Annotated in this window: 24 protein-coding genes and 2 pseudogenes; 4 read left to right on the top strand and 22 right to left on the bottom strand. The window is 71.0% G+C overall.

What is annotated here, in order from left to right; translation table 11 throughout:
* Positions 1 to 839 precede the first annotated feature (839 nt).
* Positions 840 to 1,304: an ATP-binding domain-containing protein gene (locus ACFYZ8_RS09665; protein ID WP_388530870.1), complete on the bottom strand. Its 465-nt coding sequence runs from the start codon at positions 1,302 to 1,304 to the stop codon at positions 840 to 842.
* A 120-nt stretch (positions 1,305 to 1,424) separates the two neighbouring features.
* On the opposite strand from ACFYZ8_RS09665, the gene ACFYZ8_RS09660 reads away from it, so the two are divergent.
* Complete coding sequence (locus tag ACFYZ8_RS09660; protein WP_388530873.1) at positions 1,425 to 2,150, top strand: hypothetical protein; 726 nt, start codon at positions 1,425 to 1,427, stop codon at positions 2,148 to 2,150.
* On the opposite strand, the gene ACFYZ8_RS09655 is transcribed toward ACFYZ8_RS09660, so the two are convergent.
* Positions 2,073 to 2,438, bottom strand: a complete 366-nt coding sequence (locus ACFYZ8_RS09655) for a hypothetical protein (RefSeq protein ID WP_388530876.1) — start codon at positions 2,436 to 2,438, stop codon at positions 2,073 to 2,075. The two genes, ACFYZ8_RS09660 and ACFYZ8_RS09655, sit on opposite strands and share 78 nt — an antisense overlap.
* A gap of 37 nt (positions 2,439 to 2,475) precedes the next feature.
* Positions 2,476 to 2,703, bottom strand: a pseudogene (locus tag ACFYZ8_RS09650) (hypothetical protein); the annotation flags it as partial.
* Between ACFYZ8_RS09650 and ACFYZ8_RS09645 the strand changes: the two are divergent.
* Positions 2,685 to 3,223 (top strand): annotated as a pseudogene (locus tag ACFYZ8_RS09645) (hypothetical protein); the annotation flags it as partial. The pseudogenes ACFYZ8_RS09650 and ACFYZ8_RS09645 sit on opposite strands and share 19 nt — an antisense overlap.
* A gap of 37 nt (positions 3,224 to 3,260) precedes the next feature.
* Here ACFYZ8_RS09645 and ACFYZ8_RS09640 read toward each other — a convergent pair.
* The 7 genes from ACFYZ8_RS09640 to ACFYZ8_RS09610 all read right to left on the bottom strand — a co-directional run bounded on the left by ACFYZ8_RS09640 (position 3,261) and on the right by ACFYZ8_RS09610 (position 9,107).
* Positions 3,261 to 3,473 carry a ferredoxin gene (locus ACFYZ8_RS09640; protein ID WP_388530879.1) on the bottom strand — a complete coding sequence of 71 codons (213 nt, stop codon included), beginning with the start codon at positions 3,471 to 3,473 and terminating at the stop codon, positions 3,261 to 3,263.
* Positions 3,470 to 4,801, bottom strand: coding sequence for an NADH-ubiquinone oxidoreductase-F iron-sulfur binding region domain-containing protein (locus ACFYZ8_RS09635; RefSeq protein ID WP_388530882.1), 1,332 nt, complete (start codon positions 4,799 to 4,801; stop codon positions 3,470 to 3,472). The genes ACFYZ8_RS09640 and ACFYZ8_RS09635 overlap by 4 nt, the downstream gene beginning before the upstream one ends.
* On the bottom strand, positions 4,798 to 5,484 hold the full coding sequence (locus ACFYZ8_RS09630) for a ferric reductase-like transmembrane domain-containing protein (protein WP_388530885.1): 687 nt from the start codon (positions 5,482 to 5,484) through the stop codon (positions 4,798 to 4,800). The genes ACFYZ8_RS09635 and ACFYZ8_RS09630 overlap by 4 nt, the downstream gene beginning before the upstream one ends.
* Complete coding sequence (locus ACFYZ8_RS09625) at positions 5,481 to 6,461, bottom strand: FAD:protein FMN transferase (protein WP_388530888.1); 981 nt, start codon at positions 6,459 to 6,461, stop codon at positions 5,481 to 5,483. Before ACFYZ8_RS09625 ends, ACFYZ8_RS09630 begins: the two co-directional genes overlap by 4 nt.
* Positions 6,458 to 6,868 (bottom strand): hypothetical protein, encoded by a 411-nt coding sequence (locus ACFYZ8_RS09620; RefSeq protein WP_388530891.1) that lies wholly within the window; start codon positions 6,866 to 6,868, stop codon positions 6,458 to 6,460. The genes ACFYZ8_RS09625 and ACFYZ8_RS09620 overlap by 4 nt, the downstream gene beginning before the upstream one ends.
* A gap of 191 nt (positions 6,869 to 7,059) precedes the next feature.
* Positions 7,060 to 8,406 carry a sensor histidine kinase gene (locus tag ACFYZ8_RS09615; protein WP_388530894.1) on the bottom strand — a complete coding sequence of 449 codons (1,347 nt, stop codon included), beginning with the start codon at positions 8,404 to 8,406 and terminating at the stop codon, positions 7,060 to 7,062.
* Positions 8,403 to 9,107: a response regulator transcription factor gene (locus tag ACFYZ8_RS09610; protein WP_388530897.1), complete on the bottom strand. Its 705-nt coding sequence runs from the start codon at positions 9,105 to 9,107 to the stop codon at positions 8,403 to 8,405. Before ACFYZ8_RS09610 ends, ACFYZ8_RS09615 begins: the two co-directional genes overlap by 4 nt.
* Before the next feature lie 259 nt (positions 9,108 to 9,366).
* Here ACFYZ8_RS09610 and ACFYZ8_RS09605 point away from each other — a divergent pair, with 259 nt between their 5' ends.
* On the top strand, positions 9,367 to 9,921 hold the full coding sequence (locus ACFYZ8_RS09605) for a DUF2231 domain-containing protein (protein WP_388530899.1): 555 nt from the start codon (positions 9,367 to 9,369) through the stop codon (positions 9,919 to 9,921).
* Positions 9,922 to 10,243: 322 nt separating this feature from the next.
* Here ACFYZ8_RS09605 and ACFYZ8_RS09600 read toward each other — a convergent pair whose 3' ends face one another.
* The 5 genes from ACFYZ8_RS09600 to ACFYZ8_RS09580 form a co-directional block, all read right to left on the bottom strand.
* Positions 10,244 to 10,648 carry a DUF302 domain-containing protein gene (locus tag ACFYZ8_RS09600; protein ID WP_388530902.1) on the bottom strand — a complete coding sequence of 135 codons (405 nt, stop codon included), beginning with the start codon at positions 10,646 to 10,648 and terminating at the stop codon, positions 10,244 to 10,246.
* A gap of 127 nt (positions 10,649 to 10,775) precedes the next feature.
* Positions 10,776 to 11,654: a potassium channel family protein gene (locus ACFYZ8_RS09595; protein ID WP_359028633.1), complete on the bottom strand. Its 879-nt coding sequence runs from the start codon at positions 11,652 to 11,654 to the stop codon at positions 10,776 to 10,778.
* A 95-nt stretch (positions 11,655 to 11,749) separates the two neighbouring features.
* The gene (locus ACFYZ8_RS09590) at positions 11,750 to 14,161 is read right to left on the bottom strand and encodes a glycoside hydrolase family 65 protein (RefSeq protein WP_388530905.1); all 2,412 of its coding nucleotides are present in this window, start codon (positions 14,159 to 14,161) and stop codon (positions 11,750 to 11,752) included.
* A 53-nt stretch (positions 14,162 to 14,214) separates the two neighbouring features.
* On the bottom strand, positions 14,215 to 15,114 hold the full coding sequence (locus ACFYZ8_RS09585; RefSeq protein ID WP_388530908.1) for a universal stress protein: 900 nt from the start codon (positions 15,112 to 15,114) through the stop codon (positions 14,215 to 14,217).
* Positions 15,115 to 15,547: 433 nt separating this feature from the next.
* Complete coding sequence (locus tag ACFYZ8_RS09580) at positions 15,548 to 16,312, bottom strand: hypothetical protein (protein ID WP_388530910.1); 765 nt, start codon at positions 16,310 to 16,312, stop codon at positions 15,548 to 15,550.
* Between the two features lie 154 nt (positions 16,313 to 16,466).
* Between ACFYZ8_RS09580 and ACFYZ8_RS09575 the strand changes: the two genes are divergently transcribed.
* Positions 16,467 to 16,655 (top strand): hypothetical protein, encoded by a 189-nt coding sequence (locus ACFYZ8_RS09575; protein WP_388530913.1) that lies wholly within the window; start codon positions 16,467 to 16,469, stop codon positions 16,653 to 16,655.
* A 120-nt stretch (positions 16,656 to 16,775) separates the two neighbouring features.
* On the opposite strand, the gene ACFYZ8_RS09570 is transcribed toward ACFYZ8_RS09575, so the two are convergent.
* The 7 genes from ACFYZ8_RS09570 to ACFYZ8_RS09540 all read right to left on the bottom strand — a co-directional run bounded on the left by ACFYZ8_RS09570 (position 16,776) and on the right by ACFYZ8_RS09540 (position 22,601).
* Positions 16,776 to 17,678: a nitroreductase gene (locus ACFYZ8_RS09570; RefSeq protein ID WP_388530916.1), complete on the bottom strand. Its 903-nt coding sequence runs from the start codon at positions 17,676 to 17,678 to the stop codon at positions 16,776 to 16,778.
* A 60-nt stretch (positions 17,679 to 17,738) separates the two neighbouring features.
* A complete protein-coding gene (locus ACFYZ8_RS09565; protein ID WP_359028490.1) occupies positions 17,739 to 18,653 on the bottom strand; it encodes a pyridoxamine 5'-phosphate oxidase family protein in 915 nt (304 codons plus the stop codon).
* 120 nt (positions 18,654 to 18,773) lie between these two features.
* Positions 18,774 to 19,232: an Hsp20/alpha crystallin family protein gene (locus ACFYZ8_RS09560; protein ID WP_388530919.1), complete on the bottom strand. Its 459-nt coding sequence runs from the start codon at positions 19,230 to 19,232 to the stop codon at positions 18,774 to 18,776.
* A gap of 50 nt (positions 19,233 to 19,282) precedes the next feature.
* Complete coding sequence (locus ACFYZ8_RS09555; protein WP_359028492.1) at positions 19,283 to 19,570, bottom strand: DUF1876 domain-containing protein; 288 nt, start codon at positions 19,568 to 19,570, stop codon at positions 19,283 to 19,285.
* A gap of 10 nt (positions 19,571 to 19,580) precedes the next feature.
* On the bottom strand, positions 19,581 to 20,978 hold the full coding sequence (locus ACFYZ8_RS09550) for a nicotinate phosphoribosyltransferase (RefSeq protein WP_388530923.1): 1,398 nt from the start codon (positions 20,976 to 20,978) through the stop codon (positions 19,581 to 19,583).
* A gap of 30 nt (positions 20,979 to 21,008) precedes the next feature.
* A complete protein-coding gene (locus ACFYZ8_RS09545; RefSeq protein ID WP_388530926.1) occupies positions 21,009 to 21,614 on the bottom strand; it encodes a hypothetical protein in 606 nt (201 codons plus the stop codon).
* 165 nt (positions 21,615 to 21,779) lie between these two features.
* Positions 21,780 to 22,601 (bottom strand): universal stress protein, encoded by an 822-nt coding sequence (locus ACFYZ8_RS09540; RefSeq protein WP_388530929.1) that lies wholly within the window; start codon positions 22,599 to 22,601, stop codon positions 21,780 to 21,782.
* Positions 22,602 to 22,706 lie beyond the last annotated feature (105 nt).

Raw genomic sequence — 22,706 nt, 5'->3', positions numbered from 1 at the left:
ACGGTGATCCCGGAGGGGAGGACGACACTCGCGGTCCCCCCCCCCCCCCCCCCCGGCCCCCCCCCCGGCCCCCCCCCCCCCCCCCCCCCCCCCCCCCCCCCCCCCCCCGCCGCGGGGGAGGACATCGGCACCACTTCCAAGCGGTCGGCGGGGACGGGTTCGTGTCGCCATACCGTAGGAATCCGCAGGTCAGCGGCACATGTGGTGGGACACCATAGTTCTGGGTGTGGAGGTGCGTGCGGCCACCATGGGGGCGTCGCCGGAGCTCTGCGGGAGCCCCGATCGGGCCCGCGAGAGAGCTGTCCGAGTTGTGCTGTTCGGGCATGTTTTGGGGGTGGAGTGCTGACTCCCGTGCTGACTTGGTGCTGACCACGCTGCGTCAAAATCTGGCGTGTGGGCCATATCGGGCGAGCCTCGGTAGGTGGCTGGCACCGCTGTGGCGACAGGTATCGCCGAACTGGGGCGCCTCATCGGCGAGGGCGCATACCTGCCTGTGTGTCCTCCTGCGGGTAGCAGCACATGGCGAGGTCCCGCCCGTCGGTCCCTCCCAGCAGGTTCTTCGTCTGCTGGTGGTACACAGCTCGCATGTCGCTGAAATGCGGAAATAACCTTTGCTGAGGTGGGTGGCGGGTCGCTGGTCCGGGGTGGTCCGGATCTTGGTTCGAGGTCCGACCTGGCCGTCTCGGCTCTATCTGGCGTGGTGGAGGCGGGTGGGCGGACCGGCACTGTCGTGTGGCTGGGGACGGTGACGTAGGTGACGCCGAGCGGCACGTTGTTGCGCGTCCGCCAGATGCTGCGCGCGGACGCATGGTCCGGACGCTTGAAACTTCCGACGCTGATCAGACGGCCAGTGTGACGCGTCGTGCCCTCGTGAGGGCGACGTACAGCGACCGGTGATCCTCTTGCTGGGGGTCGAGGCCGCTCGCCAGAGCTTCCGCGTCGGCCTTCTCCAGTTTGACGCCGACTTTGTCCCACTCCCGCCCCTTTGCTTGGTGGCACGTCAGACCGGGAACGAGGGGTCGGGTAACTTGCAGGCGGGCTTGCAGGCCCTTAAGGCCGGCAAGGGGCGCGCGCTCGGTGTTTCCCGGGGGTCTGGTGAGGAGTTCGTCGAGCAGGGCTTGGGACAGGGAGTGCCACACATGACGAGGGTCGCTGGAGCCTCCTAGCTGGTCCACGGTGGATTGAATATGCGGGCGTATGGTTGCCAAGGAATCCCCGTCCTTGATGCCCAGGGTTATCAGAGCGTCATTGAGGAAGGCCGCTTGCATGTCGAAGGCGCGCTGGGTGACCTCGTTCAGAAGCAATGTGCAGGCGGCTTCCTGAAGTTGTCCTGATCGCGGCTTGATGGCAAGAGGCAGGACGTGCGGGTCGGCATCCCGCGTGCCTCGGCGACGTATGCGTGGGAGGTGGTGCAAACTGCTGGCATGCCCGAGGACGAGGCGCAGTACACTCCTCCAGACTCACTGCTACAGGTGATCGACAACCTCGCGCGGTTCCACCGAGAGCATGAGAAGTACTACTCACAGGCCCCTCTGCGGCAGGCCGCAGAGCTTCAGGCGCGATCTCGGGCGCTGAAGTCACTGGCCGATCGATGGAGCGACGTCGAGGCCGGTGAACAGACGTCGGCGATCGCGTTCGCCGGCACGGAGGACCTGAATGCTCCAGGTCTTGTAGCGGAGGCGGGCATCCTCTTCATGGAAGGGGAGGACGAGCCCGCAGAACTCCGGAGGCTGAAGAGGGAAGTCGGCATGATTGCCGAAGACACCGAGCAGGGCGCTGCCTGGCTGGCCCAGGCGATGGAGCAGGCGTGGGAGATCGCGGGAAGCCTGGCCGCCTACCCGGCGCTTGCCGACCTGTTGGGGGAACGGCACCGGATCATCGCCAATGACTGGCAGTCGGCGGGTCTGCAGGCTCTGGTTGCGCGGCTGCTGCGCCGCGCTCTCGACCTGCTGGCCCGGGTCGACTTCTCTCCGGCGGCGCTCCGGGCCGACCTGCGAGGCGAGCGGAAGGCTCCTTCCTACCTCTATTCGGCTTCTGAGCTGTTCGACCGGGCAGCCGACCTGATGGCGGAGTCAGCGATGCTTGTGCATGAGAACGAGAGGCGCTGGCGCACGTTCCGTACCCGGGTTCGCGAACTGCAATCCGAATAGGCCGGCGACCACGGGAGTGTTCCCACCGCGAGAGATGATCTTCATGGATCCGCTGCTGCGCTCGCAGCACAGCAACGCCGCCAGGTCGGGTGCCTCGCGCGGAGTCACGGTCTCGCCGCCGCGTACGGCCCGGCCCTCGGGCGCGTAGCCGGTCCCCATGACCGTCGCCTCGCCGAGGGACGTCGTCCACAGCTGCTCGGCCGCCATCCGGCCCTCGGTCAGGGTGCCGGTCTTGTCGGTGGCGATCACCGTCACCGAGCCCAGCGTCTCCACCGCGCAGCGGGTCACGCAGCACCCGCCGCCACACCAGGGTCCGCGGTTCCGAGGGGATTTCGTTGGGCCCATGGCGCCTGAGACGCCTTGCGGCCTCTCCGACGACAGACCTGTCGAGGGAGTCGAGTCCGAGCGTCGGTTTGCCTCGGCAGCGGGCCTCTGGCTGCCACTGCGGCGGTTCACGGCCGTCGCTGAGGCATGCCCGGGCGGCTCTGCGTGCTGGGTGCCATAACCGCTCCCGTCCTGTGACCGGCCGCCCGAGGCGTGATCGCCGAGGCAGCCCGCCAGGGGCAGACGGACTTGTCTCTGGTCAGCGTAGACTCCACCACCGCCCGCGCCCACCACGACGCCGCCGGGATGCGCATCGGCAAGGAGGCCATGGACGCCTCTGAGGAAGCCGCCGCCGAGCAGGAGCGGGCCCGGCAAAAGGGGGCGGCCCGCCGGAACAGAATGGACAGGACGGAAGTGACGCCCCCGGCCGGGAAGAGGGGCGGCACATCAGGCGACGGCGCAAGCTTCGTCTGAAGGAGGACCTGCTCGGCAGGTCCCGTGGCGGGCTGACGAACAAGATTCATCTCGCCGCGGACCGCAAGTGCCGTCCGTTGTCGTTCGTCCAGCCCGCGGGACAGGCCGCTGACAGCCCGCAGTTCGCCCCGGTGCTGCAGTTGGACGCCCTGCGCATCTGGGGCCCCGGCCACGGCGGCCCCGCCGTGGGCATGCCTGCCCTTCGTCAGCCGCAACCGCTGGCTCCTGCGAGGGCCGGACACTCCTCGGACCGGGGATCCTCCGCTCGTCGGCGGAGTGCCCCGGTTGCGGGAGGGAGACGACGCCTGCTGGTCAGGTCCGGTCTTCGTCCGTGTGCAGGGCGAGGACGGGGCAGGCGGCGACGGCGCGGCGGGCGTGGACACGCAGTCGCTCGGGAACGGTCTTGTCCTCCAGGACGGGATAACCCCATTCGTCGAGGTCGATCAGCTCGGGGAGGAGTTCGGCGCACAGGCCGTGCCCGGTGCAGGCGATGCGGTCGATGCGCAGGTTGCGGGTGCGGTTCATCGCCAGCTCTTCGGGGCTGTGGAGGGTGGCACGGGGAGCAGAGGTGGCTGATGGGCGGCCGGGCAGGTGCCGTGAGCGCGGTGGTGGTCGACGTCGTGGGCGAACGCGTGCAGTGCGGAGCCCGCGAGGCGGGCGGCGCCGTCGGGATGGCGGCAGGCGCCCCGGCCCGGGAGCAGGCCGACGCGGTGGCGCAGGCGGGACAGCAGGGCCGCGTCCGCCCGTCCGGTGGCCAGCATGGTGAAGTCCTCGGCCACGGCGGGCAGGCCGAGACGGCAGGGGCCGCACTGGCGGGCACTGTGCGCGGCCAGGTAGGTGAGGATGCGGGCCGTCTCTGTCAGGCCGCAGGACGCTTCGGGCAGTGCGACGAGCACGCCGGCGCCGGGTGCGGCGCCCAACGGGGCAAGATCGCGCCGGGTGAGCGGGGTGCGCAGGTGCTCCATGGGGAGCCAGGTGCCGGCGAACCCGCCGAGCAGGACCGCGCGCAGTGGCTGCGTGGCGCCGCCGGCCTGGTCGAGGACCGAGGTGAGCGGTGTGCCTGGCGCCACCTCCAGCACGGCGGGGGCGCGGACGGCGCCCGAGACGGTGACCAGCAGGGTGCCAGGCTCGTCCGGCGTGCCGGCCTGTCGGAACCAGGTCGGTCCGTAGCGGGCGATCAGAGCCAGATGGGCGAGCGTCTCGGCGTTGTGGACGAGCGTGGGGCGTCGGCCGACGCCTCGCTCGTGGGTGCGTGGCGGGTTGCCCTGGGGCCGGGCCGGGCCTCCGTTGAGCCAGCGCACCAGCGCGGTCGCCTCGCTGGAGACGTAGGTGTGCGGAAGGGCGTGCAGACGCAGTCGCGCCCGGTCCACGCGGGCGCGTCGCCGCTCGTCCACGGCAATGGTCAGTTGCCGGTACTGGGCGGCACGGTCGCGGGGCAGGCACACATGGACGGTGTCCGCGCCGACCGCCACGGCGGCCAGCACGGCGCCGTCGAGGACGAGATGGGGCGCCACGGCGATCAGGAACTGGTCCTTGCGGCTGGCCGGTTCGCTCTCCATGGCATTGACTACGACCACGCAGCGGCCCCGCCGCGCGGCCACGGCGGCCAGCTTGCGGCCGGTCGGGAACCCCGCGCCGCCGCGCCCGGTGAGCCCTGCCTCCGCAACGGCCTCCACCAGCGGCAGGGAGGAGCGGGCGCCGGTGGGGGGTGACCCGTAGCGCCTCAGGTGATCGACAAGCGTTGCCGGTCGGCCCGTGGCGTACCAGCCCGCCAGCAGCCGGGCGGTGGGGGGATTGTCCGCTCCCGGGAGGAGGTGATGGGGTGTGAAGGGCATCGCGGCCGAGGAGTTCATCGTCCGCCTCCGAGAAGGACCGCCGTCGAGGTGGCGCGCTGGGACCAGCCCGGCTGAAGCGGCCCGGTCGCGAGGAAGGCGGTGAGCAGCACCGGTACGGCGGTCGCGGCGAGGGCAGCCGTCAGGCGCCCGGCGAACCGGCCCGGACCGGCCCTCACCAGCCGCCACCCCACGGCCGCGAGCACGGTGGCGAGGCATCCGGCGTACATCCACAGCTGGAGGGGGAGCCGGGTGTCGGTGCCGGTGCCCACCCCGTGGAAGAGGGCGAACGGCCAGGCCGCGTACGCCAGCCAGTGCACCGCCTTCCAGCGGCGTACCCCGAGGCGCCGGCGCAGCCCGCTGGTGATCGCGACGGCCAGCAGCAGATCCAGCGCGGCCGTGCCGAGGCCGAGCCACAGCGGGCGATAGGACGCGCCGAACGGAACAACGGACGCCGCCCACCCCAGGTGGACGAACGGATCGAGCACGGCCGTCACCACGTGCACGACGAGGAACACCAGCGTGAGCAGGGACAGGTTGCGGTGCAGCACACCGAGCTCGAAGCGGGCGAGGCCGCGCGGCCGGGCCCGCCCGCCGGAGATGATGCCGAGCAGCACGGTGGCGGTGAGCAGCAGCAGGGCGACGGTGCCGCCCGCGCGGCTGGCGTACCACAGCGGGCTTCCGGTCAGGGCCAGGGTCGTCATCGCGGATCTCCGGGGGTGACTGCGGGGACGCCGGCGGGGGCGGAGTCGGGCGGCCAGCCGCCGAGCCGTACGACGCGGCCGTCCAGGGCCACCAGCCGGGCGGGCAGAGCCGTGCCGCGCAACCAGTCGACCGCCCTGTCGCCCAGCACGATCGCCGCCGTGCTCGCGGTGTTGGCGTCGACACAGCAGGCGGCCGCGACGGTCACGGTGCGCCAGACGGGGGTGGCGGGTTCGCCGGTGGCCGGGTCGACGATGTGATGCAGGGTGCGTCCTGCCCGGTGCCAGGTACGTACGCGGATTCCGGAGGTCGCGAGCGCCCCGCCGGTCACCGTCACGGCGGGGCCGTGCTCGGTGGCGGGCCGGGCGTGGTCGTCGGCGAGGGCGATCCGCCAGCCGCCTTCCGGGGGCGCACCGGCCACCGTGAGGTCCCCGCCGAGGCTGACCAGGACCCCGCACCCGATGGTCGCTGCGGCGCGGTGGGCTGCGCGGTCGGCGGCGAGGGCCTTGGCGGTCGCGCCGAGGTCGAGCTGGGTGTATGTGGGCAGACGCAGCAGCCGGGAACGGGGATCGAAGGCGATCCGCCGCCATCCGGGGGCGGGCAGGGCGGGCGGTAGCGGGCGGGTGTCCTCGGGTCTCAGGGCTGCGAAGGTGCGGTCGTAGCCGAGGGCGGTCATGGCGCGGCCGACGGTCGGGTCGACGGCGCCGTCGGTGAGCAGGGCGGCGCGGAGAGCGGCTTGGAGGGCCTCGGCGAAGCGTTCGCTGACCGTCGTCGGGTTGCCTGCGTTCAGGTTGACGCGGGTGAGTTCGGAGTCCGGCCGGAAGCGGCTGCACGCGAGGTCGACGGCGACCAGCTCGGCGCGCAGAACGGCCTCAGCGGTCGGCAGCGCCTCCGGGTCGGTCACCAGCAGCACGGCCGTGGTGCCGAGCGCGGGGAACACGGCTACGGCCGGGGACACTGCGGGAGCGCGGATGGTCATGACGCCCCCGTCGTGGTGTGAGGCGGCTGTTGGGTGGGAGCGGGCGGCTGAACCGGGGGTTGCGGGGCCGGCTGCGACGCCCGGGCCGCTCCCGTGTCGTCCTCGCCCTCGTCGTCACTGTCGCCGCTCCCCTGACGGGCCGAGTCGCCATGGTCGCCGTCGGAGCCGGCCCGTGGGGCGGCACTGGAGGACGCCGCGGGGTGCGGGGTGGGGCCCGACGGTACGGGTGAGGCTGAACTCCCGGGAAGCAGATGGGTGTAGAGGCTGCCCAGGGCCGCCGTACCGGCTACGGCGGTGACGGCGATCCAGCGGGTGAGACGGCGGCCCCGCCGCAGGCCGCGATCGCGTGCTCGTGCCGCGTCGGGCGGGGACGGGGGCTGCTCGAAGTCGTCGGAGGAAGGGGACATGGCAGCGGCTCCTGGTGGATCGGCGGCCCGGAATCGGCTGCGGGCACCTTCCAGGCTGTGCCCACGGCACCCGGGAACCTGCTCACGTCTTCTTCAGAACCGGTAAAGATCAGAACCGGTGGAGGTCGGAGCCGGCGGAGGTCAAAACCGGCGGAGATCAGAGTCGATGGAGGTGAGAACCGGCGAAGATCTCAGGGTTCCGTCCGTAGAGGCAGGTCCATGACCACGGTCAGCCCGCCGCCCGGCGTGTCCTCCAACCGCGCGCTGCCTCCGTTGGCGGTGACCAGCCGGTGGACGATGGCCAGCCCGAGCCCTGTGCCCCTGGCCTCGGGGTTGCCGAACCGGCGGAAGGCGACTGCCTTTTCCCTGTCGGTCATTCCAGGGCCGTCGTCCCTCACCCACACCCGCGCCGAGTCCCGCGCGAGCCTATAGCCGACGGCCACGCCCCCTTCGTAGGGAACGGCGTCCAAGGCGTTGGCGACCAGGTTGTCGAGAATCTGCTCCAGGTGGCCACTGCCCAGCGAGGCGGTCAGGGCGGGCCCCTCCGACGCGCTCAGACGCACGCCGCGCTCCCCGGCTACCGGCGACCACGCGGCCACCCGCTCCGTCACCACCTCGTCCACCCGGACCGCGGTCGGCCGGGGCGTCGCTTGTTCGGCACGTGCCACCGCGAGCAGCCCGTCGACCAGCCGTGACAGCCGTGCGATCTCTTCCTGGGCCGCGTCCAGCTCTGCCGCGGTGTCGCCCTCGGCACCGGTACGCAGGACGTCGAGCCGCAGCCGCAGGGCCGCCAATGGGGTGCGCAACTGATGGGACACGTCGGCGATCATGGCCCGGTGACCGTGCACCAGGGCCTCCGTACGGGCCGCCATGGTATTGAACGTGGCGGCCAGGCGCCGTACTTCGGGTGGTCCGCCGTCCACCTCGGCCCGCTCGTCGAGAGCGCCCTCGCCGAGCTTCCTTGAGGTGGCGTCGAGTGCGGACAGCGGACGGTTCACCCAGCGGGCGAGGCGGACGGACAGTAGAACGGACGCGCCGAGCCCCGCTGCACCGATCGCGGCGGACCACCCCCAGATCGCGGCGGTACGGGCATCCAGCGGGGCCGCGGAGCGGGCCAGGACGACGGCGCCGACGGGCCTGCGGACCTCACCGGCCGGTTCGGCGGCCAGCAGTCGGCCCTCGTTCTCCGGCGGCTCCGGCTCCTGCCCGGCCAGCACGTCCTTCACCAGTTCGTCCGCCTCCTCGCCCTGGGCGGCGCCGCAGGGCGTGCTCGCCACCACTCGGGCGGAGGTGTCGTACGCGGCGGCACAGTCCCCGGCCCGTGCCGCCGCATCCAGTTCCCGGCGCATGGCGGTCGGAGGTTTGTGGTCGGAGAGGTACTCCTCGGCCGCGGCGGCGATCACGCGGGTGGCCGCCCGCTGATCGTCGCGGAAGGTGACGCGTTCACGCGCGGTCATCAATACGGCCAGTGGTACGACCGCCAGCACCAGCAGCACGGAGGTCAGGGCGAGCAGTGTCCAGGTGAGGCGCCGGGTCACGGCCGTTCCCGCGCGCCCTCGGCCTCACCGAGCCGGAATCCGTGCCCGTAGACCGTCTCGATCAGCCCCGCCAGGCCGAGTTTGCGGCGCAGCGCCGCGATGTGCACGTCCAGGACCTTGGTGGGTCCGTACCAGTGGGCGTCCCAGGCCCGTTCCAGGATCTGCTGCCGGCTCATCACCCTGCCCGGGTCGGCGGCCAGGCACTCCAGGATCCCGAACTCCTTCGGGGTGAGCGCGATCGGCCGGTCGTCCACCGAGACCTGCCGGGTGCGCAGGTCGAGGGCCATGGGCCCGTGCCGCACGACCTCCGGACCGACGGGGCGTCTGCGGCGCAGTACGGCCCGGATCCGTGCCAGCAGCTCGGCCAGCCCGAACGGTTTGACCAGGTAGTCGTCGGCACCCTCGTCCAGAGCCACCACCCGGTCCGCCTCCTCGCCGCGGGCGGTCACCGCGATGATCGCGGCATCCGACCGCGCGCGCAGCATCCGGCACACCTCGACCCCGTCGATGTCGGGCAGCCCCAGATCGAGCAGCACGACGTCGGGAACCGCAGCGCTCAGGGCTGCCCGGCCGGTACGCACCCCCTCGACCGCGTATCCGGCCTGCCGCAGGCCGCGCACCAGGGATTCCGCGATGCTGCGGTCGTCCTCCACGACCAGCACCCGCGTTTCCTCGGTCAAGCCCGTGACCTGCCCGTTCATGCCTCAGACCCGCTTTCGGACCATGAGAGTCGGATACGCCCTTCGTCATCCAGTCTGCGTCGTCGGCCGGGCTGCGCCACAAGGGGCCGTTCGTCCCTGTCTGCTCCGCGGAAGGGACAGTCAAGGCTTCGAGCCCCGATCCACGGCCGCCCGCAAGGACGTGGGTTCAGAAGAAGCTGAGAGATTTCTGTGCCAGGCTGACGCGCCCTGCCAGCCGGCGCGCGCCGACGTGCCCGAGCTGACTCCTCACGGTCGCTTCATGGAGGAACACCTGATGAGCCTCACCGTCGTCAACGGTCTGCCGGCCCACGTCCTGATCGTGCACTTCGTCATCGTGCTCGTTCCACTGAGCGCTCTGGCGGTTGTGGCCGGCGCGATATGGCCCGGCGCCGCCCGGCGCATGGGGATCGTGCTGCCGGTGCTGGGTCTGCTGACGCTGGCGAGCGTGCCCTTGGCCACGCAGGCCGGTGAGTGGCTGGAGGAGCACGTCGACGGCAACGCCCTGGTGCGCAGGCACGCCGAACTGGGCGACGGGTTGCTCCCCTGGGCAGCGGGTCTGTTCGTGCTGGCCGTGGCGATCTGGTGGACGACTCGCAGGTCGGCCGCGGCACAGACCACTCCTGGAGAGCAGTGGACTCGGCCGGCCTCGTCCAGGTCCGCGCTGGTCGTCCGCGTGGCGGTGGTGGTGCTGTCCGTCGGCGTGGCTGCGGGCGCGGTCGTGGACGTCTACCGGATCGGCGACTCGGGGGCGAAAGCGGCCTGGCAGGACGGCTTCTCCAAGACTGCCACGGGCGAGCGGAGTGACAACGGCTGATGCGATCGGCTCAGCCGTTGGAGCGGACGCGTAGGCATCGGATGCCGTAGCCGGGCGGGCAACCGAACAACTCGGTTCCCTGCCCGGGACCATGCACCGGGGCTGCCGGTGGCACGCCGCCAGGATCCGTCTCCGAGACAAGTGCGAGGACCGGTGCCAGTCCTCCATCCGGGCATCTGGGATACGCACGTCTGGTAGCGACCGCATCAGGTCCACACAGTCGGTCAGCCACCCCGCACGCTGCCCCTCTTCTCGGACCAACGCACCCGTTTCCCTTGACCAAAGACACCGGGGCACCCCCTGTCGTTGGCCGGTTGCTGAGTCAGTTGCTCGTGCCGGGGGCGGTGAGTGAGGTGAGGGCGGCGTCGAGGCGCCGAGTGGCCTCTTCGGCGACCGGGCGCAGCGCGTCGAGTTCCGTGAGCGCGATCATCGTGTTCGGGTCGAGGACCTGTACGGTTGTGTGGCCGCCGTCGCGGCGGACGACGACGTTGCACGGCAGCAGCAGGCCGATCGAGCGGTCGGTGTCCAAGGCGCGGAAGGCCAGAGACGGGTTGCAGGCACCGAGGATGACGTAGTCCTCCATGTCGTGGTCGAGCTTGGCCTTGAGGGTGGCGGTGACGTCGATCTCGGTGAGGATGCCGAACCCCTGCTCCGCGAGGGCGTCGCGGGTGCGGGCGACCGCGGTGGCGAAATCGGTGTCGAGCAGCACGGTCCGGTCGTAGCGCATGGCGTCGGCCTTTCTCGTCGTCGCGAGGGCCGGACCGGTGTCCGGCCGAGTAAAGGAATCTCCCGTCCTGTGGCCGGCCGCCCCGTAGGACGGAACCCAGCTTCTCAGAGTGCCACCCCTTGCTCGCTCAGGGCTGAGCGCCGTCGCGGCCGTGGTCGGCGGCGTATGCGGCGAACACTTCCGTCGGTGGGCCGCCCGTATGGAGGAAACGTTGGTCGAGGATGTTGGCGAGGTCTTTCATCGCGCCTGCGAGCAGGGCGCCCGCCAGTCGCACCTCAGGTCGTTCCGCCGCCTGCCCGCGCTGGGCGAGTACGGCGGCGTAGCCGACCATGGCCGCCAGCGACGAGTGGTCCTCCCCGTCGTGGAAGTAGTACGCCTCGGCGTACTGGGTGAAGTCGATGCGGACGCGTGAGACGTCGGTGGCCAGGCTGTCCAGCAGCAGCGCTCCTGCGGTGCAGTCGATCTGCCGCGTCGTGGGCTCGGCGTCGCGCAGCAGAGCCAGTCGGACGGCCAGGACCCTCCGGCGGGTCAGCGCCGGATAGATCTCCAGCACCCAGGAGACGGTGGCCGTCAGGAGGGCGAAACCGATGAGGGCTTCGAGCGGTGAGACCAGACGGAGCCAGCCCTCGTCGGGTGCGATGTCGCCCAGTCCCAGGGTGGCCACCGTGACGAGCGACAGGTACACGGAGTCGAGCAGTGCCGGCTGCTGTGCTGCCTGGGAACCGGGGGAGAAGGTGAATGCCCCGGGCATGTGGGGCCAGTAGACGATCGCCCAGCCGAGGACGACGGTGACGGCCCACATGCTCACGACCGTGACCATGGCGAGCGGTCCGACGAGCCCGACCACGCGGCCGGGTGCGCGGAAACGCCGGGCGAGGCGCCACATTGCTGTCATCACGAGGCGGCTCAGACCACCGTGGCGTGTGGGGTGCCAGAGGGTGTGGAACAGGTCCCGCAGCGTGACCATGACGAGCCCGGCACCGGCCAGCGAGACCAGCCACTTCATCCGCGTCTCCCCACGGCCCTTTGGCATGAACGGAAACCTATTCGGAGCGTAGGCCGTGTGCGGCGCGTGACGGTGCGGATGCGGGTACGCCACGCTCATTCGCTCGGATCATCCGCCTTCAGAACGAGCGTGCAGGTCTCCCCAGGAGCCACAGTCACGGCCCGGTCCGCCAACACCACGCGGATCGCCGACTCCTCCGAGTCGGGCACGCCGATCTGCAACTGTCCGCTCAGGCGCCGCATGCGCACCCCCCAGTGGCCGCGATAACGCAGCGAGAATCCGTACTCGGAGAGCGCCGGAAGAGGCACGGGGTCCAGCCATAGGGCGTCCTCACGTGTCTCCAGGCCCGTCAGTCCACGCTGGACCAGGTCGAGGGTTCCGGCCATCGCCCCGAGGTGGATACCTTCGCCGGTCGTGCCGCCCTGGATGTCGGCGATGTCAGCCTCCAGGGCCTCCTGGACGTACTGCCACGCCTCGGCCCGTCTGGCCCTGGCGAGGACCAGGCCGTGGACGAGGCCGCTGAGCGTGGAGCCGTGGCTGGTGCGCCGGAGGTAGTAGTCGACGGTCCCGCGCCAGATGTCGTCGTCCAGGTCGTGGCCGAGCCGCTCGAACAGCTGCCGAAGCTCCGCGGGTGAGAACAGGTAGCCGAGCATGAGGACGTCGGCCTGCTTGGACGCCTTGTAGCGGTTGACCGTGTCGCCCTCGGCCTCCAGGATCCGGTCCAGCCGCCGGACGTTGTCGTAGCGTGTGCGGTAGGCGTCCCAGTCCAGCTCGGCCAGATCGCCGTAGCCCTCGAACTGGCTGATGACGCCACGGTGGAACGGCACCCACAACCGTCGGGAGATCTCCTCCCACTCGGGGGGTTCGTCGTCGTCCAGCCGGATGCGGTCGCGCAGTTCCTCCCGGCGCCAGGCGGGAAGGCGCCGCAGGAGGTCCAGGGCGCGGCCGAGCACCCAGGCGGCGGTGACGTTGGTGTACGCGTTGTCCTCCAGCCCTGGCACGTCGGCGCCCGGGTAGGAGTCGTGGTACTCGTCGGGGCCGACGACTCCGCGGATGTGATAGCGCTCCGTCGCGGGGTCGAAGACCGCGAGGTTCGCCCAGAAACGGGCGATCTGCAGCAGCATCTCCGCGCCCCTGGTGTGCAGGAACTCGGTGTCGCCGGTGGCCTCGCAGTACTGCCACACGTTGTAGGCGATCGCCGAGCCCACGTGGTGCTGGAGCCGCGAGTGGTCCGGCAGCCAGCGCCCCGAGCGGGGGTTGAGATGCCACTCCTGGGTTTCCTCGCGGCCGTCGCTGCCGCTCTGCCAGGGGTACATCGCCCCGCTCCGGCCGATCGCGGCGGCGGCTTCGCAGGCCCGTGGGAGGCGTCGGAACCGGTAGTTCAGCAGGGCCCGGGCGACCTCGGGGAAGTGCAGGTTGAGGTACGGCAGGACGAACAGCTCGTCCCAGAAGACGTGGCCCCGGTACGCCTCGCCGTGCAGCCCCCGGGCCGGGACGCCCACGTCCAGGTCCGCGGTGTGCGGTGACAGCGTCTGCAGGAGGTGGAAGAGGTGGAAGCGCAGGACGCGCCCGGACTGACCAGGCACCTGGATCTCCGCGCGCCGCCACAACCGCTCCCAGGCCGCGACGTGGGAGTTGAGCAGGCCCGCGAAGTCCGCCGCCGAGGACACCCGGTCGACCGCCGCCCCGAGAGGATCGCTGATCGCCGTGTCGCGTGAGGTGTGCAGCGCCACGGTCTTCTCCACGGCGACGGGACGGCCGGGAGCGAGTGGGAGCACCAGGCGGTGGACGGCACGGTGGCGGGCTGGGCGGAGCTCCGACGACGTCGGAGGTCGGTCGGTGACGACCGTCCGGGCGGCCATGGCAACACTGAGGTCGGAGGTGGTGGTCCGGCAGGTCAGCCAGACGGTGTCGGGCTCCCACCTCCCGGTCCGCACCTGGGTCAGCTGGTGGCGGTTGAGGGCACGGTAACGGTGCACATTGCCGTTGAGTACCTCGCCGTCGAGGCAGGACTCGACCTCGACCTCTCCCGACCAGTCCTCGGCGGTGAAGACCGTCCGTAGTGCGGCCAGATGAGGATCACCCATGTGCACGAGGCGGGTCTGCTCGACAGCGACCACACCTGCCCTCTCGTCCCGGTGGCGGAAGGTACGGGTGAGCGTGGCGCGGCGCAGATCCAGGGTGTGCCGGTGGTCCAGGAGGGTGCGCGGACGGGGGGAGAACCACGGGCCCCACACCCCCTCGGCGCGGCGCAGGCGGAACCGCAGGAGCAGCCAGTTGGGGAGGTTGACCAGGTCTTCGTTCACCACCTGGCGTCCCGCCACGGTCGACTCCGGGCGGTTGTAGCATCCGGCCGCGTAGGTTCCCGGGTAGTGCACCAGTCCCGCCCGGCACTCGGGCACCGCACCTCTTGTGGCGAAGTAGCCGTTGCCGAGCGTGCAGAGCGATTCCCGCAGCTGTTCGGCAGCGGGGTCGTATCCCTTCCACTCCCACGTCCACTCCGACATCCGTCGCCCTCCTCAGTTCGGAAGCCGTGGAAGCGGTGCCTGCACGGTGAACCTCACACCCGATGAGGGATGACGGCGACCGGGCACGCGGAGTGGTGCAGCAAGGCGTGGGCGATACTGCCGAGTTGCAGACCGAAGTGCCCGTGCCGGCGCAGAGCACCGACGACGATCAGGTCGGCATCCGCCGATGCCTCCAGCAGGACACGGTGGGCGGGGCCCTCGACCGCGCTGCGCGTGACATCGACCTCGGGGTGCTCCCGTAGGACCTCGCGTAGCGCGTCGTCGAGAGTGGCCGAGACTTGCTCCTCGGGCGCCGCGGCGGCGTCCGCCACGTCCCGGGGGTCCCCCGGGACGGACTCTGCGGGAGGGGAGCCCGGTTCGTGAGCCGGACTGCGCCAGGCCCGTACGGCGGTCAGGGCGCAGCCCCGCGAGTCGGCCTCTTGGGCGGCGAACCGTACGGCACCCGTGCCGCCGGTCGCATCGCCGACTCCCACCACGACCCGGCCAAGGGACCCCCGAAGGTTCGGTTCGTCGCCTCGGACGACGATGACCGGGCACATGGCACGAGCCGCCACAGTGAGGCTGACCGACCCCAGCAGCAGCCCGGCGACCTCGCCGCGCCCATGAACGCCCGTGACCAGGGCGAACGCCTCGGACCCCGCCCGAAGCAGCGTGGACACCGCATCGGCGGCCACGACGTCGGCGGACACCTTCACCTCGGGGTCGCGGAGCTGGGCTCGGTGAGCACAGGAAGCGACGATGTTCTGCGCCATGACCTCTCCGGCGGGGCGATCGGCGCTGAGAGAGGGCCGGGCTCTCTCATAACGCTCCCAGAGGGAGGCATGGACAAGCCGCAGCGGCAGGCCGTGACGGGCCGCTTCGTCCACCGCCCAGTCGACCGCCAGCAAACTGGATTCCGATCCGTCGACGCCCACGACCAGCGGGAGTTCCATCGCGGCCACCGCCTTCCGTCCCGTTGCTGACAAACCCCCTGTGAATACCGTCGCACCGCCCGCGGGCCGCCGCGACATCCGGGCGGGCGCTCGGATCGGGTGGCCGTCGACGAGTTGCGGTGCGCCGGGTCGCGACGACGCCGCAGATGTACAGCCCGACCAAGCGCCCGGTGCGCTCCCCAAGGACCTGGGACATGCCTGAGACCCGCACATCGTGAGGGATGCGATGACCTTTCCAGCGGTAGCCGTCCGGCGCGCGTCGCCCCAGATCAGCATCTGTCCGAGCGCGCCGAGGAGGGGGCGGTGACCGCCGAGGAGCACATGACCGCTCCCGGGTATGGCCTTGTCCACGAGGACGGACGGACAGCAGATGTTCGCGACTTAGAGCGGCACCGGCGGAGGCCACGGTTCGAATGCCGTGAGGATGCCCCTGTCAGTGTTCGCTGGTGGCGATGTAGGTGCCGTGCCAGGTGTGGTCCCACACGGCGCCGGTGGAGGCGTTGACCGACAGCATGCCGTTGATCTTCCCGGAGCGCAGGGTGTGCAAGGTGCAGTAGCCCGGGAAGGCCTCCGCCTCGTCGGCGGTCAGTTTGCTGCCCTGGTCGCTCAGCCACTGCTGGGCGCGGTCCTGAGCCTGGTCGGGGGAGATGCGAGTCTGGGTCTGGCTCTGGCCGCGGGGGTGCATGCCGTAGTCGGTGTTCCACATCATCGCCGGGCCGTATTCGATCCCGGTGTCACCGTCGGCCGGGTCGACGAGGATCTCGGTGGCCAGCGTCCCGGAGGGGGTTTTCAGCTCGGCGTAGAAGTTCTTCGAGAACTGCATGACCTCGCCGACGCGCAGGTCGAGCCGGTTCGCGAAGGCGTCGGCGCGCTGTCGGGCCTGGTCCAGGGTCTTCACCGGGGTGCCGTCGCCGCGCTGCCAGTAGTGTCCCCCCATCATGCCGGGGCCCCACGAGCAGTCATCGCGGCCCATCATGCCCGGCCCCATACCGGGCCCCCATGAGTCCCAGTCATCCCAGTCGTCGCCCGATGCGTCCGACCTCCAGCAGTCCTTGGCCGAGGGGCTGGGCTGGGCGGCCGGGCGGATGGAAGCACCGCTTGAGGGGCTGCTGTTGCCTGCCGCGCATCCAGCGGCCACCGTGCCGGCCAGTACGAGGGCCGCCAGTGCGGCGGCGGTCCGCCTGCTCGCCCTGCGCATGATGATCACCCTCCGGGTCGTTCCCTTCGCGTCCGCCCGGCCCGGCAGACGCGGGCGTGTTACCCCCAGCCTCTCTCCGCGCGCAGGGAACCGCCCAGGGCCATCCGGACCTGCCGGTTCCCCGATCGGCCCACGCGTGAAACGGTGCCCACGGATGTGCCCCTTCGGCCTGCTGACCTTCGTTCTCTTCGGCTGGAGCCGGCTCGACCCACTCGCCGGATTCTTCGTCGCCGCCTTCGTCATCATGGAAGGCAAGGAAGCCTGGGAGGGCGAACTCGTCTGCGACGACGGAAAATCCGCCGTGAAGGGCACGACCACCTCGTGCTCCGACGGCTGCAACTGACCAGTCCCCTACCGACACGGCGAGGGCCCCGCCGCTGCATCGCAAGACGCCGGAGCCCGCAGTTCTGCTCAAACCCTGGCGCACAAACGCTGCTCAAACTCGGCCGTGGACAGCCCAGGGTCAGGCTTCGATGTCGAGTACCTCCGACACAGGGCGGCGCGGCGTGCCGGGACCGTTGGGGCCGTAGCCCAGGCGCAGCAGGACCTGTGTGTAGCCCGTCCCGGTCATCGGGTCGCGCACCGGCCAGCGCAGGTCTGCCCATTCGAGAGGCTGGGTCACGAAGGAGCTGGCGAGGCCCTCGCGGGTGGCCAGCAGCAGCGCGCGTTCCATCGCCTGGCCGGCGTGGAGCCAGTCTTCCGGGCGGTCATGATCGGTGCTGATGAGAGCCAGTTGAGGGTTCTGCTCGAAGTCCGCCGCGTCGCGTCCCGCCACCTGCCGGGGGCCCGCGAAGTCGCGCATGGGTGCCTTGCCCCCGCGCTTGCGCGGCCCGAAGGCGTAGTGCGGGACTCCGTCGTCGGCGGTGCTCACCGACGGGGCGTCGATACGCGGCCACCGGGCCAGGTCCTGGTCGCTGCCGAGGCCGGTCGCGGCGAGAGCCGCCCGCACGGGCTCGGGGATCTGTCTCTCCTCGAACGGGTAGCGGCTGCTGTGCCGTTGGCGGATCGCCGGACACAGCGCGCCGAGGCCGCTCACACCGCCCGTACGGCCGGCCAGCCGCACGCTCGCGAGGAGGGCCCGGTCGGTGAGGTCGGGCAGTAGCCGGGTTTCCGAATGCCAGCCCGCGTGGGCGATGGCGGCCCTCAGGTTCAACAGGGCGGCACCGCAGCCGAGATGAAAGCCGCGAGTATCGGGGTCGGAGTGCGGCATGGCGCGCTCGAAGTCGGCCCACACCTCGAAAGCGCGGCTCTGCCGGAGATGGAGATAACGGAAGCGCCAGGGCTGCACGTTGTGCATCGACGGCGCGGCCACCGCGTCGCGTACCACGGCGGCCACCCATTCGTCGGACGGTGCTGGCTGGCTCATCGGGACACCCTTCGAGAGCCGTCGGGGCAGGAGCGCTCTCAGTGGCCCGCGACTGCCTCATCATCCATCGGCTGGAGTGATGCGGCGGCCCGTGAGGCGTGCGGGCTGGATCGCCACCCACATCTCGCGTTCACCGCCCGGCCACGGCGTGGTGTGGGCGCGTTCGGTGAGCCTGCGCACGGTGTCAGGCTCCGTCACCACGCTCGCGGGGCCGACGACGAGGACGCTCCAGCCCTGACTCAGGGCCTCGTCCATGTGATCGACCTCGAAGGCGACCTCGGATCCGACGGCTGCCGCGGGTGTGGAGTCCGGCGCGGTCCGGAAGACGATCGCGTCATCGACGACCTCGTAGTTGACCGGCACGACCGCCGGGCGGCCGTCGGAGGCCGTCACCGCGACGCGCCCCACGCCGTGGGTGGAGAGCAACGTGCGGCATTCCTCCGGGCCGATGTCCCGCAGCTGAGGATGCAGCAGCGCATGTCCTTGGCCGGGTGGCAGATCCATTCCGCCTCCGCGCAGCTTGGTGACGGTGGTGCCCAGCGCGTCGGCCAGCCTGATGAGGGTCGCCAGACTCGGGTCGCCAGGCCGTTCCTCCAGGTACTCCAGGTAACCGGGGGACATCCGGGCGCGGCGGGCCGTCTCCTCGCGGCTGAGCCGCTGCCTGTGGCGTTCGACAGCCACGCGTCGGCCGATGTCACCGGGGTCGGGTGCGGGTGCTTTGGGCGGCACGGCCTCCGCCTCGGCCGTGTCGGGGACCGAAGGGGCATCGGTGCTGACGGGCCGGCCGTGTTCGAGATGGCGGATGTGCGCGTCGGGCCCGGGGAACACGAGCGTCACTTCGTCCGTGTCCGACCAGCGCACGTCGTAAGGAGGCGTTCCGTCCTCGTGATGGAGTCCGACGATCTCGCCGTCACGTTTGCCGGCGCCGGTCGTCGTGCGTTCGATGACGAGTTGGTCGCCGAGGTGAGCTCTCATGGCGCCGCCCTCTCCTCAGAATGGTGCTGTATCCAACGTGCCACGCGCGACGGGCGGTCGCACGGGACCGATCAGCCTGGGAGGCTGCCCCGCCTCGCTCCCGCACGGCCGTCGACCGACTCAGCCGGTGATCTCGATGCGCTGAGCCTTGCCCTTCTCGGTCTTGGGGACCTTCACCGTGAGGACTCCGTTGTTCAGATCCGCGCTGATGTGCTCGGTGTCGGAGTTCGGCGGCAGGATCGTGCGGTAGTCGAACCGGCCGATGCGACGGGTCTGCCGGCGGACCGTCCCGGTGTGTTCCTTCTCCCGGATCTCACCGTGGATGTCGAGTTCGCCTTCGGCGACCTCCACGGTGATCTGGTCCTTCGCCACTCCAGGCAGCTCCAGTTCCACCAGGCAGGCGTCCTTGGTGTCCTCGATGTCAGCAAGGGGTGCCCATGGCTCGGCCACGCCGAACCCGGGGAAGCCGCCACCGGGAAAGGCGGCGTGCATGAGCTGGTCCACCCTGGTACGCAGGTCCTCAAGCTCCCGCAGGGCTGCCGGAAGCCCACCTCTGCTGTGTTGCGCGGGATGTGTCATGGCGGAACCCTCCTTCGACTTCTGCCACGGGGGCGCTGTGTCGCCGTCGGTCACGTGAACCACCCGGCGACCTCCCGCCCGTGTGGCCGGGGTGCGCCCATGCCCTCGATGTCGCGCTCGGCGGTCTTCAGCAGCTGCCCGGCCAGGTCGTTCAAGGCCCGGCCCGCTGCCAGTTCGTCACCGATCTCCGGCACGTTCGAGTCCGCCGGATGGCAGTGCGCGGTCCCGTGACCGGTGAGTTCTGAGGTGCCGGTGTCCAGTACCAGACGTGCCTTCGTCGTTCCCGCGTCGTCCTCGAACAGATGAAGACGAACCGTCCATTCCAACGTATGCGGCATCGTTTTCTCCTCACCTCGGTACGGACCGATGCGATCCTGATGGGGCTCGTTCTGGGGCTTGCCGTGCGGAGGCGGCCGGCATCCGGTCCTCGATGCGTTGCCGGACTCGGGCCGTGAGTACGCTCAGTCGCTCGGAGGTCGTCGCCCGGGGCGCGACGGGCGCTCGGATCCGGCGCGCGGCCGAGGGCAGCTCTCCCAGGTCCGCGGCGAGTCTGTCCCGGCACTCGTCGAGCGTGGGCCGCCTGCCGGTGCGCCGCCCGTTCAGCATCACCGTCTCCAGCAGCGGAGCGCCGTCGGCGGGCGGCTGCTCGTCGGCGAGACCGATCACGTCGGCGCAGCCGGGGCGGCGGAACACCTGCTTGCGGCCGGGTGCCGTCACCTTCGCCGACGAGAGCTTCATGACCGGGTGGCCGTCGAACTCGACCAGCTTGTACGCGGAGTCCAGGTACGGCGCGTCGGCCGACACGCCGACGCGGGTGCCCACGGCGTACGTGTCGATCGGTGCTCCGGAGCGCACGAGGTCGGCCACGGCGTACTCGTCGAGACCGCCACTGGCGACGATCCGCACCTCCGGCAGACCCGCGTCGTCGAGGATCGACCGGGCCCGTACCGCCAGGTCGCCGAGATCACCGCTGTCCAGCCGCACGGCGGAGCCGGGCCCGCGGTCCAGGTCCCGCAGGACGCGTGCCGCGACGCGGACGCCTTCCTCCGTGTCGTAGGTGTCCACCAGCAGGGTCACCGGTCCGGGGTGGCACCGGGCGAAGGCGCGGAACGCGTCCTCCTCAGAGGCGAACGCCTCCACGAAGGAGTGGGCCATCGTGCCGACGGCGGGGATGCCCTCAGCGGTGGCCGCCGCCACGTTGCTGGTTCCGGCGAATCCGACCATCGCACCCAGACGAGCGGCTTGGAACCCCGCCTGCGGACCGTGGGTGCGCCGCAGGGAGAAGTCGACGACCGGGTGACCAGCCGCCGCGAGCACGCAGCGTGCGGCCTTCGACGCGATCGCCGTCTGATGGCTGAGCAGGTTGAGTACGTACGACTCGACCAACTGCGCTTGCGGAAGTGGTCCGGTCACCTCCAGCAGCGGCTCACCCGCGAACACGATCCGCCCCTCCGGGACCGCCCGCACCTGGCCGGTGAACGTCAGGCCGAGCAGCGGCTCCAGGTCCCCTGGCGGTCTGTGCAGCGCGGAAGCGAAGGCGTCGACGTCCTCGGGGCCGACATGAAAGCCGGCCAGGTGGTCGAGCGCCGACTCGAGCCCCGCTGCCACCAGGAAGCCGCGTTCAGGGGGCAGGTCGCGGACGAAGAGGCTGAACGTCGCCGGGCCGGTCATCCCCTCCCGCAGGTAGGCCATCGCCATCGTGACTTCGTACAGATCGGTGGTCGTCGCATCCGACATCGGTGTCACCTCCTGGGCTTCCGTGCGGCTCGCTGGTCGTCACCGGCGGAAGCGCGCGGACCACTGCGGTTCCACCAGGTCCCACTCGGCGCCCCACTGTGCATACCTTCTCCGGTCCAGGACCAGGCGCATGCCCGCCCAGGCCGCGCAGGATCCGGCGGCCACGCCGAACGCCGCCATACCGCCCACCATCCAGCCACTGGTCGTCGCGTTGAGAGTGCTCGTCGGCGGACTGGTGACGGTTCCGGCTCGTGTCACCCACACACGCACGTCGGCGCCTTTGGCAGTTCCCGGCTTCACGAGGGCCGTTCCCATGCGCACGACACCGTTGGTGTCGGTCCAGCGGACTTGCACCGGTCGCTTCGCCCAGTCGTCGTCGCTCTTGACGCCCGCTGTCAGCTGGGCGGTCACCTGGTGCCGTTCCGCCGCCTGGGCCCGCACGGTGCGCATCGACGCCTCGTACGCCGTCCGTCCCGCGCTGACCGCGGCTGCCGGCAGCCCGAGGACGAGAACGACCATCAGGACGCGGCGGAACCAGCATTCGAACCTGTCGGACATACGGCTCAGGGAGTTCGCGCCCTTGGGCGCGCGGTCGCCGCGCTTGGGCGGCGGACCTGATGCGTACGGCGAACCTTGTGCGCTCATGAGTCGGCCTCCAGCAACTCGCCGGCCGTCCCCCACCACCTGCTCCCACCGTCGACCGGCAGCGGGTTCGGGGTACAGGGCCGAAAGGCCCTGTCGGGCCTGGCTTTCGGCCCAGGCCCACCGGCGGCCCGCCTGGTGCGTTTCCGTAGACCGCGGTCATGTCGGTCATATCTGGGGTACGACCGCGACGGGACACGGAGCGTGGTGCAGCAGGGCGTGATTGATCAGGCCCAGCTGCAGGCCCGGGTGCCCCTGCCGCCTGCGCGCGCCGACGACCAGCAGGTCCGCCTCCGACGCCGCGTCCAGCAGCGCCCGGCGGGCCGGGCCCTCGATCACCGTGGAACTCACCCGGGCGGAGCGATACCGCTCCGCCAGGCCGCGCAGGGCGTCGTCGAGGACCTGGGACGGTGGCCGCCGATGGGCCTCCATGGCGTACCACGACGGAGCCGGCCGCGTGGTGAGAGCCCTGGATGACGGATTCCAGGCGTGCACCGCTGTCAGCCGGCAGCTCCGCACGTGAGCCTCCCGCAACGCGAACTGCAAGGCCGTGCCGCTGCCTTCCCCCTCCTCGACACCGACGACGATGTTCCCGAACCGGCCGTCCCTGTGCTCAGCGGCACCGCGCACCACGACGACCGGGCAGTCCGCCCGGGCGGCCACGGCCAGACTGACCGCGCCCAGGAGCATCTCGGTGAGATCTCCGAGCCCTCTGGATCCGAGCACCAGCGCGAAGGCGTTGCGTCCCTTGGCAAGGAGGGCAGCGGCGGCGTCCTCGGGCAGCACCTCGCTCGACAGCCGCACCGTCGGAGCTCTTCCTCTGGCTCGTTCCGAGGCGGCACTGATCACGTCGGACGGCTCGCGGTCCCCGGACACCGCATGCACGAGGTGGAGTGGCACGCTGTGCCGGACCGCCTCGTCGGCGGCCCAGTCCACCGCCTCCAGACTTGGTTCGGACCCATCGATGCCGACCACCAGGGGAATCGCCACCGCACCTGTCTCCTCTCGTGGCGGGTGCCACGTGACCGGCCTCCCCCTCCACGGCTCCACATGCGCCGGGGCGGGGATTGGGGTACTCCTCGAAGGAGAGAAACA

Source organism: Streptomyces sp. NPDC001668, from assembly GCF_042893155.1.
Lineage (GTDB): Bacteria > Actinomycetota > Actinomycetes > Streptomycetales > Streptomycetaceae > Streptomyces.
The sequence above is the reverse complement of the archived record's forward strand: the minus strand, read 5'-3'. Positions and strand labels throughout refer to the sequence as shown.

Bases quoted from the DNA above. Each gene is read 5' to 3' on its own strand.
- ACFYZ8_RS09630 (WP_388530885.1), bottom strand. From the start codon at position 5,484: ATGACGACCCTGGCCCTGACCGGAAGCCCGCTGTGGTACGCCAGCCGC.
- ACFYZ8_RS09575 (WP_388530913.1), top strand. From the start codon at position 16,467: ATGTGCCCCTTCGGCCTGCTGACCTTCGTTCTCTTCGGCTGGAGCCGG.
- ACFYZ8_RS09560 (WP_388530919.1), bottom strand. From the start codon at position 19,232: ATGACACATCCCGCGCAACACAGCAGAGGTGGGCTTCCGGCAGCCCTG.
- ACFYZ8_RS09610 (WP_388530897.1), bottom strand. From the start codon at position 9,107: ATGAACGGGCAGGTCACGGGCTTGACCGAGGAAACGCGGGTGCTGGTC.
- ACFYZ8_RS09600 (WP_388530902.1), bottom strand. From the start codon at position 10,648: ATGCGCTACGACCGGACCGTGCTGCTCGACACCGATTTCGCCACCGCG.
- ACFYZ8_RS09590 (WP_388530905.1), bottom strand. From the start codon at position 14,161: ATGTCGGAGTGGACGTGGGAGTGGAAGGGATACGACCCCGCTGCCGAA.
- ACFYZ8_RS09640 (WP_388530879.1), bottom strand. From the start codon at position 3,473: ATGAACCGCACCCGCAACCTGCGCATCGACCGCATCGCCTGCACCGGG.
- ACFYZ8_RS09545 (WP_388530926.1), bottom strand. From the start codon at position 21,614: ATGAGCGCACAAGGTTCGCCGTACGCATCAGGTCCGCCGCCCAAGCGC.
- ACFYZ8_RS09620 (WP_388530891.1), bottom strand. From the start codon at position 6,868: ATGTCCCCTTCCTCCGACGACTTCGAGCAGCCCCCGTCCCCGCCCGAC.
- ACFYZ8_RS09555 (WP_359028492.1), bottom strand. From the start codon at position 19,570: ATGCCGCATACGTTGGAATGGACGGTTCGTCTTCATCTGTTCGAGGAC.
- ACFYZ8_RS09605 (WP_388530899.1), top strand. From the start codon at position 9,367: ATGGAGGAACACCTGATGAGCCTCACCGTCGTCAACGGTCTGCCGGCC.
- ACFYZ8_RS09625 (WP_388530888.1), bottom strand. From the start codon at position 6,461: ATGACCATCCGCGCTCCCGCAGTGTCCCCGGCCGTAGCCGTGTTCCCC.
- ACFYZ8_RS09570 (WP_388530916.1), bottom strand. From the start codon at position 17,678: ATGAGCCAGCCAGCACCGTCCGACGAATGGGTGGCCGCCGTGGTACGC.
- ACFYZ8_RS09660 (WP_388530873.1), top strand. From the start codon at position 1,425: ATGCCCGAGGACGAGGCGCAGTACACTCCTCCAGACTCACTGCTACAG.
- ACFYZ8_RS09580 (WP_388530910.1), bottom strand. From the start codon at position 16,312: ATGCGCAGGGCGAGCAGGCGGACCGCCGCCGCACTGGCGGCCCTCGTA.
- ACFYZ8_RS09585 (WP_388530908.1), bottom strand. From the start codon at position 15,114: ATGGAACTCCCGCTGGTCGTGGGCGTCGACGGATCGGAATCCAGTTTG.
- ACFYZ8_RS09595 (WP_359028633.1), bottom strand. From the start codon at position 11,654: ATGAAGTGGCTGGTCTCGCTGGCCGGTGCCGGGCTCGTCATGGTCACG.
- ACFYZ8_RS09635 (WP_388530882.1), bottom strand. From the start codon at position 4,801: ATGAACTCCTCGGCCGCGATGCCCTTCACACCCCATCACCTCCTCCCG.
- ACFYZ8_RS09565 (WP_359028490.1), bottom strand. From the start codon at position 18,653: ATGAGAGCTCACCTCGGCGACCAACTCGTCATCGAACGCACGACGACC.